At 70.6% G+C, this 11,734-nt stretch carries 15 protein-coding genes; 8 read left to right on the forward strand and 7 right to left on the reverse strand.

Going from position 1 to position 11,734, the window contains the following annotated elements; genetic code table 11:
• Positions 1–55 precede the first annotated feature (55 nt).
• The 7 genes from QMC84_RS05480 to flgN form a co-directional block, all read right to left on the reverse strand.
• Positions 56–550, reverse strand: a complete 495-nt coding sequence (locus QMC84_RS05480; protein WP_300372611.1) for a MarR family winged helix-turn-helix transcriptional regulator — start codon at positions 548–550, stop codon at positions 56–58.
• Positions 547–2,196, reverse strand: coding sequence for an MDR family MFS transporter (locus tag QMC84_RS05485; RefSeq protein WP_366145738.1), 1,650 nt, complete (start codon positions 2,194–2,196; stop codon positions 547–549). Before QMC84_RS05485 ends, QMC84_RS05480 begins: the two co-directional genes overlap by 4 nt.
• 162 nt (positions 2,197–2,358) lie before the next feature.
• A complete protein-coding gene (gene csrA / locus QMC84_RS05490; RefSeq protein WP_300372613.1) occupies positions 2,359–2,601 on the reverse strand; it encodes a carbon storage regulator CsrA in 243 nt (80 codons plus the stop codon).
• A gap of 48 nt (positions 2,602–2,649) precedes the next feature.
• Positions 2,650–3,075: a flagellar assembly protein FliW gene (locus QMC84_RS05495; protein ID WP_300372615.1), complete on the reverse strand. Its 426-nt coding sequence runs from the start codon at positions 3,073–3,075 to the stop codon at positions 2,650–2,652.
• Positions 3,072–3,989, reverse strand: coding sequence for a flagellar hook-associated protein FlgL (gene flgL, locus QMC84_RS05500; RefSeq protein WP_300372617.1), 918 nt, complete (start codon positions 3,987–3,989; stop codon positions 3,072–3,074). Before flgL ends, QMC84_RS05495 begins: the two co-directional genes overlap by 4 nt.
• The gene (flgK, locus tag QMC84_RS05505; RefSeq protein ID WP_300372619.1) at positions 3,989–5,389 is read right to left on the reverse strand and encodes a flagellar hook-associated protein FlgK; all 1,401 of its coding nucleotides are present in this window, start codon (positions 5,387–5,389) and stop codon (positions 3,989–3,991) included. The genes flgL and flgK overlap by 1 nt, the downstream gene beginning before the upstream one ends.
• 1 nt (position 5,390) lies before the next feature.
• Complete coding sequence (gene flgN, locus QMC84_RS05510) at positions 5,391–5,867, reverse strand: flagellar export chaperone FlgN (RefSeq protein ID WP_300372621.1); 477 nt, start codon at positions 5,865–5,867, stop codon at positions 5,391–5,393.
• A gap of 229 nt (positions 5,868–6,096) precedes the next feature.
• Here flgN and QMC84_RS05515 point away from each other — a divergent pair, with 229 nt between their 5' ends.
• The 8 genes from QMC84_RS05515 to fliE all read left to right on the forward strand — a co-directional run bounded on the left by QMC84_RS05515 (position 6,097) and on the right by fliE (position 11,733).
• Positions 6,097–6,954: a sigma-70 family RNA polymerase sigma factor gene (locus QMC84_RS05515; protein ID WP_300372623.1), complete on the forward strand. Its 858-nt coding sequence runs from the start codon at positions 6,097–6,099 to the stop codon at positions 6,952–6,954.
• A 162-nt stretch (positions 6,955–7,116) separates the two neighbouring features.
• The gene (locus QMC84_RS05520) at positions 7,117–8,244 is read left to right on the forward strand and encodes a flagellin (RefSeq protein WP_300372625.1); all 1,128 of its coding nucleotides are present in this window, start codon (positions 7,117–7,119) and stop codon (positions 8,242–8,244) included.
• Positions 8,245–8,372: 128 nt separating this feature from the next.
• A complete protein-coding gene (gene fliD / locus QMC84_RS05525) occupies positions 8,373–9,704 on the forward strand; it encodes a flagellar filament capping protein FliD (RefSeq protein ID WP_300372627.1) in 1,332 nt (443 codons plus the stop codon).
• Between the two features lie 17 nt (positions 9,705–9,721).
• Positions 9,722–10,111, forward strand: a complete 390-nt coding sequence (gene fliS / locus QMC84_RS05530) for a flagellar export chaperone FliS (RefSeq protein WP_300372629.1) — start codon at positions 9,722–9,724, stop codon at positions 10,109–10,111.
• Between the two features lie 7 nt (positions 10,112–10,118).
• Positions 10,119–10,484 carry a hypothetical protein gene (locus QMC84_RS05535; RefSeq protein ID WP_300372631.1) on the forward strand — a complete coding sequence of 122 codons (366 nt, stop codon included), beginning with the start codon at positions 10,119–10,121 and terminating at the stop codon, positions 10,482–10,484.
• A 183-nt stretch (positions 10,485–10,667) separates the two neighbouring features.
• Positions 10,668–11,024: a flagellar basal body protein gene (locus QMC84_RS05540; RefSeq protein WP_300372633.1), complete on the forward strand. Its 357-nt coding sequence runs from the start codon at positions 10,668–10,670 to the stop codon at positions 11,022–11,024.
• A complete protein-coding gene (locus QMC84_RS05545) occupies positions 11,024–11,416 on the forward strand; it encodes a flagellar basal body rod C-terminal domain-containing protein (RefSeq protein WP_300372635.1) in 393 nt (130 codons plus the stop codon). Before QMC84_RS05540 ends, QMC84_RS05545 begins: the two co-directional genes overlap by 1 nt.
• Positions 11,416–11,733, forward strand: coding sequence for a flagellar hook-basal body complex protein FliE (gene fliE / locus QMC84_RS05550; protein WP_300372637.1), 318 nt, complete (start codon positions 11,416–11,418; stop codon positions 11,731–11,733). The genes QMC84_RS05545 and fliE overlap by 1 nt, the downstream gene beginning before the upstream one ends.
• The last annotated feature ends 1 nt before the right edge of the window (position 11,734 follow it).

Below are 11,734 nucleotides of genomic sequence, written 5' to 3' on the forward strand. Positions count from 1 at the left end.
CGCCTGACCGCTTCCGCGGGCGGTGTGTGCCGGCGCGGGCCGACGGGCGGTGCACTCAGTCGGACGGGTGCTCGTCCGGGTGCGAGTCCAGGGCGGCGTTGTAGCGGCGCAGCAGGTCGACGAACGAGGTGAGTTCGCCCTCGGACCAGTCGCCGAGGCGCTCGTCGAGCCAGCGGCGCCGCTCGTCCGCAACCGCGGACATCCGGTCGACGGCGGTCTCCGACGCGGACACCAGCGACGCCCGGCCGTCGTCCGGGTCGGGGCTGCGGTCCACGAGGTCGAGGTCGACCAAGTGTTGGAGCTGCCGGCTGATCGCGCCCTTGTCGATGCCGAACGCCTCGGCCATCGCCGACGAGCGCTGCGCGCCGTGGGAGAGCAGCCAGGACAGCATCAGGTACGACGACGCCGGCAGCTCGGGGTGGACGGCGTGCGCCCGCTCCCTGATCACCCGCCGGATCCGGCGGATCATCACCCCGACCTCCTGCTCGAGCCCACGGAGCTGGTCGATGCGGGGGCCGGTCACGGCCGTCGTGCTCGCCACGCTGGTCACGTCCTCACCTTCCTCACGATCGCACGGTGCAGCTCGGCCGCGACCTCGGGAGAGGCCTCCGCCTCGGCCTCGAGGTTGGACGTGCGCAGCGGCACCTCGCGGATCAGCAGGACGCACAGCAGGGCGACGAGCGCGAACGGCGTCGCCACGACGAACAGGTGCCCGAAGGAGGAGCCGAAGGCGTGCTCCCAGATGCTCTGCTCCCAGCCCGGCAGGGTCACGACGTCCGGCACCGCGTGGCTGTCGGCGGAGAACGTCGGCGGGCGCTGCGCGGCGACGTAGCCCTCGGTCACCTGGGCGGCGACCTGGTGGCTCAGCAGCGCACCGAGGGCGGAGACGCCGATCGAGCCACCCAACGAGCGGAAGAACGCGACGACGGAGCTGGCGGCGCCCATGTCCGCGAGGGTGACGTTGTTCTGGACCGAGAGCACCAGGTTCTGCATGGTCGCGCCGAGGCCGATGCCGAGGATGGCCATGAACCCGCCGATCATGACCAGGCTCGTGGTCTCGTCGATGGTGCCGAGCAGGCCCAGGCCGACGACGACGAGGAGCATGCCGCCCACCAGCCAGCGCTTCCAGACGCCGGTGTCGCTGATGATCCGGCCGCTCACGAGGCTGGAGACGAACAGGCCGCCGACCATCGCGATCGACATCAGGCCGGCCTCGGTCGGGCTCATGCCGCGCGCGGTCTGGAAGTACTGGCTCAGGTAGACCGTGGAGCCGAACATCGCGACGCCGATCATCACCGAGGCGATGGTGGCCAGCGTCGTGGTGCGGTCCCGGAACAGGCGCAGCGGGATCACCGGCTCGACCGCGACCCGGGCCTCGACGTACACCGCGGCGACCAGCATCGCCACGCCGGCGCCGACGAGTACGGCGGTGGTGCTGGACGCCCAGGCGAACTGGTTGCCGGCCAGGCTGACCCAGACGAGCAGGGTGGAGACACCACCGACCAGCAGCGTCGCGCCGAGGTAGTCGATGTGCACGGGGCGCTTCACCACCGGCAGGTGCAGGGTCTTCTGGAGCAGGAAGAACGCCGCCACCGCAATCGGCAGGCCGACGAAGAAGCAGCCCCGCCAGCCCAGGGCGGAGTCCACGATCACGCCGCCGATCAACGGGCCACTCACTGTCGCGAGCGCGAACACCGCGCCGAGGTACCCGGAGTACCGGCCGCGCTCGCGCGGCGAGATCATCGTGGCGATCACGACCTGGACGAGGGCGGTCAGGCCGCCGACACCGAGTCCCTGGACCGCACGCGCGCCGATCAGCACCTCCATGTTCGGCGCGAAGGCGGCGATGAGGGACCCGACGATGTAGATGACCAGCGCGAGCTGGACCAGCAGCTTCTTGCTGAAGAGGTCCGAGAGCTTGCCCCAGATCGGGGTGGTCGCGGTCATCGCGAGCATCGTGGCGACCACGACCCAGGTGTAGCCGGTCTGACTGCCGTGCAGGTCGGCGACGATCCGCGGCAGCGCGTTCGTCACGACCGTGCTCGACAGCATCGCGACGAACATCGCCAGGAGCAGGCCGCTGAGGGCCTCGAGGATCTCCCGGTGCGACATCTCCCCGGATCCCTCGACCGACGGCCCGACGGTGGAGTCCAGCGAGGGCTCGGGCGAGGACGGGGTGGGTGGGGCCTGGGACACGGGGGCTCGATTCACGACAGACAGAAGGTTGTCGCGGGCAACTATATTCCCGAATAGTTGACTCTTCCAACTTTCGCGTCGCAGCCGGCAGTCCGAGACCTCCGCGGGCCTGGGATCGCGAGCCGCGACCCTGCGAACGTCAGGGAGTGTCGACCGGGTCGGTCAGGAGGGGTCGGTGCCGTGGTCGAGCGCGCGGGCCAGGTTGGCGATCACGTCCTCGCTGGGGGACGCGGCCTGGCGGTTGGTCTCCTCGAGCTGGGCGAGCAGCTCGGCGCGGTGCACCTTGACCGAGCGGGGGGCCTCGATACCGACCCGGACGACGTCGCCACGGACCTCGAGGATCGTCACCACGACGTCCTCCCCGAGCACGACGCTCTCTCCGGCACGACGGCTCAAGACCAGCATGGCGGTCACGCTACCTGCAGCGGCCGGGCGATGGGGCCCGACCCGGGGTCAGGAGACCAGTGGCGCGGCGAGCGGCAGGTCCGCGTCGTCCAGGACGATCTGGCCACCGCGCCGCTTGGCGGGGTTCACCAGCACCGGCGCGGCGAGGTTCGCGGTGGTCGAGGCCAGCGAGGTCCCGGCGTTGAGCACGACCAGGAGCAGCACGTCGTCGGCCGAGCGGATCTCGAGCTCGTCGAGCACGTCGTCGTCCACTGCCGGGGCGTAGTCGGGGAAGAACCGGCCCGGCGGCACGACCAGGAAGCTCAGGTCGGGCTCCTCCACCGAGGTGAGGCGGCACAGGTCGCCGGCCTCGTCGAGGCGCACGAGCGCGAAGCGCCGGAGGTCGCCGAAGCCCGGCATCGGTCGCACCAGCTCGATCACGGGGAGGTCGGTCTCATCGGGAGGCATCACGGCCATCATGGCACCGGCGGTCATCGCAGGAAGTCCAGCAGGCTCGGCTGCATCACCCGACCGGTCGCGGCGAGGGCGGCCTGATAGGCCACCTCCTGCAGCTGCAGGTCGACGCTCGCCTTGACGATGTCGGTGTTCTCGACCTCCGAGAGCGACGAGGTGAGCCGGAGCTCAGAGTCGCTCGCGGCCGAGCGCGCCTGCTCGATCCGCTTGGTGCGGACACCGATGTCCGCCTGGACGTTGGTGACCTTCCTGGTGTCGGCGTCGAGAATCCCGGCGGACGCCGTGATCGCGGTGGCGTCACCCGCGCGCAACGCGGCGGAGAGCGCGGTGAGGTGGTCGAAGAGCGAGTCGCCGTCCGGGCCGAAGACGTCGGGGCCCTCGACGTCGACCCGGACCTTGGCGCCGGCGCCCACCACCCGCACGACGCCCTCGCCCGTGGTCAGGGCGCCCGGCAGGTAGGTGACGGCACCGGTGAACGGGTCCTCCGCATAGGCCGCAGTGCCCGCGGTGACTCCGCCGAAGACCGGCCGCTCGAGGTATGTCGCGTTCGATGTCGAGACGAGACCCGAGCGGATCTGGTCGACCTCGATCGCGAGCGCCTCGCGCGCCTCCGCACCCAACGAACCGGTATTGGCTCCCTGCAACGCGACCTCGTGGGCTCGCCGTACCTGGTCGGTCACGCTCGCGAGCGTGGAGTCGATCTGGTTCAGCCACCCCAGACCGTTGTCCGCGTTGCGAACGTACTGCTTCTGGTCCGCGACCGAGGACCGGAGCCGCATGGCGGACGTCGCACCGGTCGGGTCGTCGGACGGCCGGTTGATCACCCGGCCGGTGGTCAGCTGCTCCTGCACGTTCGCGAGCCGGTTCAGCCCGGCCTGCATGCCGGTGAGTGCCTGCCGGCTCATCATGCCCTGGGTCATCCGTACGGTGCCCATCAGCGCACCAGCCCGGTCCGGTTGATCAGGGTGTCGAGCACGGAGTCCAGGGTGGTCATCACCCGGGCGGCCGCCTCGTACGCTCGCTGGGCCGAGACCATGTTCACCGTCTCCTCGTCGAGGCTGACCCCCGTGAGCTGCTCGCGGGCGGAGTCGACCTGGTCGGTCAGCGCCTGTTGGTTCGTGGCCATCTGCCGCGCCGATGCGACCGTGCTGCCGAAGCCGTTCACCAGGCGCTGGTACTGGTCGTCGACGTCGACGGCCGCAGCCAGGGCGGTGGCGTTGTTGCCGTCCTTGACCCCGCCGGGCAGCGCGGAGACGGCCAGCTTCGAAGCATCCGCGATCACGACGCCGAAGGTGCCGAGCACGTCCGTCGGGTCGTAGTCGAAGAGCTTGCCGCCGGCCACGCCGTTGGCGTCGTAGCCCAGTTGATGCTGGGCGTTCACGTGATCGGCAAGGTCCTTGGCGACGGCCGCGAGTCCGGAGATGTACGACGGCAGTACGTCGTCGAGCACATTGATGGTGGCGCCGAGGTCGCCGCCGGGCGTGCCCGTCAGCGCCGTCGTCGCGCCGGTGGTGTCCGGGTCGAGGTCGAACGTGACGGGACCGCCGGTGGCCGAGCCATCGGCAGCGACACCGCCGGTCACCACCAGCTGTGCAGCCGAGTTGCCGTCGACGAGGGCCTGGCCGCCCAGCTCGACGTACATGCTCCCGTCGGCGCGGACGGTGCCCCTGGCACCGGTGAGCTCGGCCAGCCGGAGCGCGAGCGCGTCGCGCTCGTCCATGAGTGTCGTGGTGTCGGAGCCACCGCCCAGGGCCGCGGCGATGGTCCGGTTCGTGGCGGCCAGCTCGGTCGCCACCGAGTTGGCCTCGACCACCGAGGCGAGCAGGTGCGAGCGCTGGTCGGACGCCTCGTCCGAGAGGTGCGCCGCCTGGAGGCGGACGGTGTCGACGACGCTCGCCGCGGCGGAGAGCGCCTGGCTGCGGGCGGCGTCGCTGCCCGGGGCGTTGCCGAGGTCGTTGAGGGTGGCACGCAGGTCGGACAGGGCCGCAGCGACCCCCGAGGGGCCGGGCTCGGCGAGCCCGGTCTCCACCCGGGCCAGGGCCTCGGCCCGGCTGTCGAGGTAGGTCTGTCGACCGTGCTCGCGGCGCACCCGACTGTCGAGGAGCGCGTCGGTCATCCGGTCGACCCGGGCCGCCTGCACACCGCTGCCGGTCTCCAACGAACGCGACCAGACGGCCGGGGAGCTCGCGGCGCCGAGCGTCTCGCCGACCACCCGGCGACGCACGTAGCCGTCGGTGCCGACGTTCGCGACGTTGGTGCTCGCGACATCGAGGGCGACCTGCTGGTAGCGCAGGGCGGTCAGGGCGGTGTTGATCGAGGCGAACGAGCCGGCCACGTCACAGGCTCCGGTCGACGAACGACGGCGCCCCGACTCCCACCGCGACCGCGCCGGCGGCGGTGTACGTCGTGGCCCCCGCGTCGAGGTCCAGGAGGGTCTCGTGCGCAGCCCGGAGGCCGGCGGAGATCAGGCTGCGGTTGACGTCCGCAGCACGGACGATCTCGTCACTGAGCGTCGAGAACGCGTCGCGGTGCTCGGCCAGGATCGAGGACCACGGCTCGTCAGCCGCGGCGACCAGGGCCCGTAGGCTCGGGTTCGGCTCGAGACCGACGCCGGCCGCGGCCTCGTCCGCGGCCACGGCGCGCAACAGCTCCATCTCGCGGACCTGCCGGGCCGCCTCCTCGACGTCGCGTGCCGCGGCCGGTAGCCATCGGGTGCGCCCGCTGGACATCACCAGCGCCTCCGTCTCGAGCCGGAAGAGCAGACCCTCGAGGAGCTCGCGCTCCTTCCAGAGGACCCACGTCAGCTTCTCCACGATGCCGCTCCTGTCAGGTGGGGGGTTGCATCTGACCCTTCTCATCGGACACGGCGACCTCATGCTGAGGGGTTCCGCGGACTTCGCGCAGCCGCACACACCGGCCTTTGCGGACGAGCACTGCTCCGATCTCCGGCGTGTCGCTCTTGCAACGAATGGCCCGGTTCGGTAAGGAGTCGGGACTTTGGTCACCGGCCAACTACCGTCGGCTGACTGCAGACTCCGTGATGTGAACGCGCACCCCCACACGCCTGAGGTCGAGGCGCTGATCCTCCAGCACACCGCCCTGGTCGGGCACATCGTCCGGGAGACCATGTCCAGGGTCCCCTCGCACGTCGACCGTGACGACCTGACGTCCGCCGGGCTGCTCGCCCTCGTCCAGGCGGCGCAGGCGTTCGACTCCGAACGCGGGGTGCCGTTCAACCGCTACGCCGCGACCCGGATCCGTGGCGCGATCGTCGACGAGCTGCGCAGTATCGACTGGGCGTCGCGATCCGTGCGGCGCCGGGCCCGCGAGCTCGACGCGACCCGGTCGCAGCTCGCAACGGTGCTCGGCCGGCCGGCGACCCGGGCCGAGGTGGCCGACGCCGCCGGTCTGACCGTCAACGAGGTCGCCGGCAACGACGACGACGTCGCCCGGGCCCAGGTGCTCTCCCTGCACGCGTCGGAGGACGAGGGCATCGGCGACACCCTCGTCGGCAACGCACCCGATCCTCAGCGCGTCCTCGAGCTGGGCGAGCGGCTCACGTATCTCACCGAGGCGGTCGCCGAGCTGCCCGACCGGCTGCGCCTGGTCGTCGAGCAGTACTTCCTCAACGAGCGGCCGATGGCCGAGATCGCCGCGATCCTCGGCGTGGGTGAGTCGCGGATCTCCCAGCTGCGCGCCGAGGCCCTGGTCCTGCTGCGCGACGCCCTCAACCACGAGCTGGACCCCGACCTGCTCACCGCGCACGGCCGGCCCGACGGCTGCGCCACCAAGCGCCGCGAGGCCTACTTCGCCGCGGTCGCCGCCCGGCACAGCGCCGGCATGCGCCGGGTCGCCGTCGACGCGGCCACGGCGAGCGAGCCGGTGAGCGCCTCGGCCTGACCGCGCTCGGCGCGACCTCCATCCCTGAGGCGGTCGGGTCAGGAAAATTCTCGAAATTCCTGGCCCGACCGCCTCAGGCCGTTCCTGGATCTGCCGAAGAAGGTCGTGACGGAACCCACGGACGGGTTCCCAATCGACTCGCATTCCAGGAAGGAAATCATCATGAGTCTCCGCATCAACCAGAACATCGACGCCCTCAACTCCTACCGCAACCTGTCGGTCACCCAGGGCCAGATGAGCAAGTCGCTGGAGAAGCTGTCCAGCGGCTACCGGATCAACCGTGCGGCCGACGACGCTGCCGGTCTCGCGATCTCCGAGGGCCTGCGCTCGCAGGTCGGCGGGATCAAGGTCGCCGTCCGCAACGCCCAGGACGGCGTCAGCGTCGTCCAGACCGCTGAAGGTGCGCTGACCGAGACCCACTCGATCCTCCAGCGCATGCGCGACCTGTCGGTGCAGGCCGCCAACGACAGCAACGACGTCAGCTCCCGCGACGCGATCCAGTCGGAGAACGACGCCCTGGCCAAGGAACTCGACCGCATCGCCACCTCGACGACGTTCAACAACGTGTCGCTGCTGGACGGCAACTACGTCGGCAAGAACTTCCAGGTCGGCTACGGCACCGGTGCCACCGACTCGATCGCGGTGGACATCACCTCGACCGGCACCGGCGGCGCGAAGTCCACCTGGAACAACGGCTCCGCCGTGCTCGACGGCACCGCCGCGACGTTCACCCACAACGGTAACGTCACGACCACCGCCGTTCTTGCTGCCGAGACCGACGCGAACGCCATCGCCACCGCGCTGAACGCCGACACGAACTTCAAGGCCAACTACACCGCGTCGGTCGATGACAACGGTGGCCTGGTCGTGTCGTCCAAGGACGGCCTGCCCGGCGCGATCACCGTCGGTGGCGGCCTGACCGTGGCGGACACCAACGCCGCTCCTGGCGCCAACGCCGGCTTCAGCGCGACCGACCTCGGTGTGGGCGCCCTGTCGCTCAACAGCGCCACCAACGCCAAGGCCGCGACGGACGCGATCGACGACGCGATCAAGGGTGTCTCCACCGCGCGCGCGAAGCTCGGTGCGATGCAGAACCGGTTCGAGCACACCATCAACAACCTGAACGTGACCCAGGAGAACCTCTCGGCCTCCGAGAGCCGGATCCGGGACACGGACATGGCTGCCGAGATGATGCAGTTCACGCGCAGCCAGATCCTGTCGCAGGCCGGCACCGCGATGCTCGCGCAGGCGAACCAGGCCCCGCAGGGCGTGCTGTCCCTCCTGCGGTGATCTGACCGGTGGGTCGGCCGGAGGCCGACCCACCGGAGCAACACCCGACCCCCGGGAGAGCGCCACCCCGCTCTCCCGGGGGAAACCGGGGCCGGCCGGCTCCGACGCCGACCGAACAGGAGGAGCCCGTGGCCACCAGCAGCATCAGCGGCCTCGCCAGCGGCCTCGACACCGCGAGCATCATCAACCAGCTCATGCAGCTGGAGGCGATCCCGCAGACCAAGCTCAAGAACCAGCAGAGCGTCGAGAACGACGTCATCAAGGCGCTGCGGCAGCTCAACACCGACACCGCCCTGCTGGCCAGCAACGCGGCCAAGCTGGCCACGGCCGGGACCTGGCAGACCCTCAAGGCCACGTCGACGAGCTCCACGGTCACCGCGACCGCGACCTCGAGCGCGTCCCCGTCGTCGTTCACGATCGTGGTCGGCCAGCTCGCGAAGAGCGCTCAGACGAGCTACAGCGCGGACGTCGCGCTCGACGCCAACGTGCTGACGGTGCCCGGCGACCCGGTGGTCCTCACCGCCGCCGACGGCACGACGCACACGATCAACGCCGGCACCGGTACGCTCACCGATCTCGCCGCCGGCATCAACGCCGCGAAGGCCGGCGTCACCGCGACGACCGTCCGGACCGGCACCAACACCTACCGGCTGCTGCTCACCGCCGACACGACCGGCGCCGGATCCGCGATCGACCTGACCAACGTCAGCCTGGGCACCGCCACGACCGACCTCGGTCAGGACGCGCAGCTGACGATCGGTGGGATCCCCGCCTCGTCCAAGACCAACACCTTCACCGACCTCGTTCCAGGCGTGAGCGTCACCCTCGCGGCGTCGGCCAAGAACGGCGACACCGCCACGGTCTCGGTCGCCCAGGACTCGTCGAGCGTGAAGGGCTCGGTCAAGGCGCTGGTCGACCAGGTGAACGCGCTGCTCACCAGCATCGACACCCAGACCGCGAACAAGACGAGCACCACGGCCGCCGGCGTGCTGGCCGGAGACTCGACGGCCCGCAGCCTGCGCAGCGCGCTGCTCAACACCGTCTTCGGCGACGGCACCACGTCGCTCGCGCAGTACGGCATCCAGACCGACCGCTACGGCAAGCTGGTCTTCGACGCCGAGAAGTTCGCCACTGCCTACGCCGCCGATCCCGCAGGCGTCGCGGCGAAGTTCACAAGCGGTGCCACCTCGGCCACGGACGGCTGGGCGGCCCGCGTGGCGACGGCCGCGAAGACGGCCACCGACAGCTACACCGGAACGATCACCAGCGCCATCACCGGACACACCACGACCGTCGACCGGCTCACGAAGAGCATCGCCGACTGGGACGATCGGCTCGAGATCCGCCGTGCCTCGCTCCAGCGCACCTACACCGCGCTCGAGACCGCGCTGTCGAACCTGCAGAGCCAGGGAAACTGGCTGGCCGGCCAGATCGCGTCGCTGCCCACCTACTCATCGTGACCAGGGAAGGAACACCGATGAACCCGTACCAGAGCCCCCGTGAGACCTATCTCGCGGCGACGGTCTCGACCGCCTCGCCCCAGCAGCTGCTCGTGATGCTCTACGAGCGCCTCACGCTCGACCTGCAGCGCGCGTCCGAGGCCTTGCGCAACGGTGAGCCGAGCAAGGCCCACGAGCCGCTGCTGCACGCGCAGGAGATCGTGCTCGAGCTGAACGCGAGCCTCGACGTGGACGCCTGGGACGGTGCCAGCAGCCTGGCCGCGCTCTACGACTACCTGCACAGCGAGCTCGTCAAGGCCAACATCGGCAAGAACCTCCGGGTCACCGACTTCTGCCTCGACATCGTCTCGACGCTGCGCGACACGTGGCGAGACGCCGCCCTCAGCCTCGTCGCGAAGTCCGCGTGACACCCCGATGAGCACCGACGTCTTCACGGAGCGATCCGTCGGCCGCGGCGGCGACTCGGGCGAGCACCTGCACTGGGAGACGGCGCTGGACCGTCTCGAGCTCGACGTGCTGCTCGCGGAGCGGATGCTGGCCGACCCGTCCAGGACGGACCGGCTCGGCCACGAGCCGTGGGACGAGCCGACGCTCTCCGGGCCCATCCCGGCCGACCTGGTCGAGCGTGCCAGGGCGCTCCGGGTCCGGCAGGCCCGGGTCGAGGCGCAGCTCACGCAGGCGGTCGGTGCGATCGGTCGCCAGCACCGGTTCGCGGACCGCGTGGACCGCGCCACCGGCCGCGGTCACGCGTACCCGGTGTACCTCGACGTCGACGCCTGACCGGCGTCGACCTCCCGGTCCGACCCGGGTGACTAGACCGCCGCGGCGACCTGCGTCACCGATTTCGGACTCGCTCGTCGGTTTCCCTCAAGTCCGGCGGCGACGGGCCGAAGGTCCAGTCGAGCAAGGACCGCTCGCCCCCGCCGAAGGAACGGCAACGACCACCTCTCTTCGGAGGCAGGCATGCCGTTCGCGATCTCTGACCCTGTTGGCAGCGTGCTCAACGCGGCGCTCGACGGGGTCGCCCTGCGTCAGCGGGTCACCGCCGACAACATCGCGAACGTGGACACGCCGGGTTACCGGGCGAGCAGCGTCGACTTCGAGACCAGCCTCCGCGAGGCCATCGCCGCGGGCGACCCCTCCGCGGCGGCGCCCGGCGAGCTGCTGGCCACCGACACGCCGGTCGGCGCCAACGGCAACAACGTGGACCTGCGCAAGGAGACCCTGGCCGCGGTCCAGTCCCAGTTCCAGTACCAGATCCTCACGCGGGCGACCACCGACCGGTTCACCCTGATCAAGACGGCTGCGGGCGTCGCCTGATGGGCGCGTTCGACACGCTGGCCATCGCCGGCTCGTCGATGGGGGTGCACCAGACCTGGCTCGACGTCCTCGCCTCGAACATCGCGAACGTCAACACCGTCACGCCGACCAGCCAGAACGCCTTCCAGGCGCAGATGCTGGTCGTGCGCTCCGCCGTGGGCGGCGGCGTCGAGGTCGCCGGCCTCGTCCAGGGCGACCCGCAGGGCCGCCTGGTCTCAGACCCCGGCAACCCGATGGCCGACGCCGACGGCTACGTCCGGGCCCCCGACATGGACATGTCGGCCCAGATGACCCAGCTGGTGATGGCCCAGCGCGGCTTCCAGGCCTCGGTGCAGGTCACCAAGCAGGCGCAGGAGACCTACACCGCCGCGCTCCAGATCGGGCGCTCCTGATGAGCATCAACGGCATCGAGGCCATCGGCTTCACGCCGTACGCCGCGCCGCAGCTCAACCCGGCGGACTCCGTCCGCGGCAGCTCGCAGGCCGGCGCGGCGTTCGGCGACATGGTCATCGACGGGTTGGACCGTCTCGAAGCCGTCCAGGACAAGTCGGACCGGCTCGCCGTCCAGGCCGCCACCGGCGACCTGAGCGACATCCACGACTACACGATCGCCGCGACCGAGGCGTCGGTCACCACCCAGCTGACCGTCGCCGTGCGCAACCGCGCGCTCGAGGCGTTCAACGAGATCATGCGGATGCCGATCGGATGAC

The sequence above is a fragment of the Nocardioides sp. genome (genome assembly GCF_030019515.1).
Taxonomy (GTDB): Bacteria; Actinomycetota; Actinomycetes; order Propionibacteriales; family Nocardioidaceae; genus Nocardioides.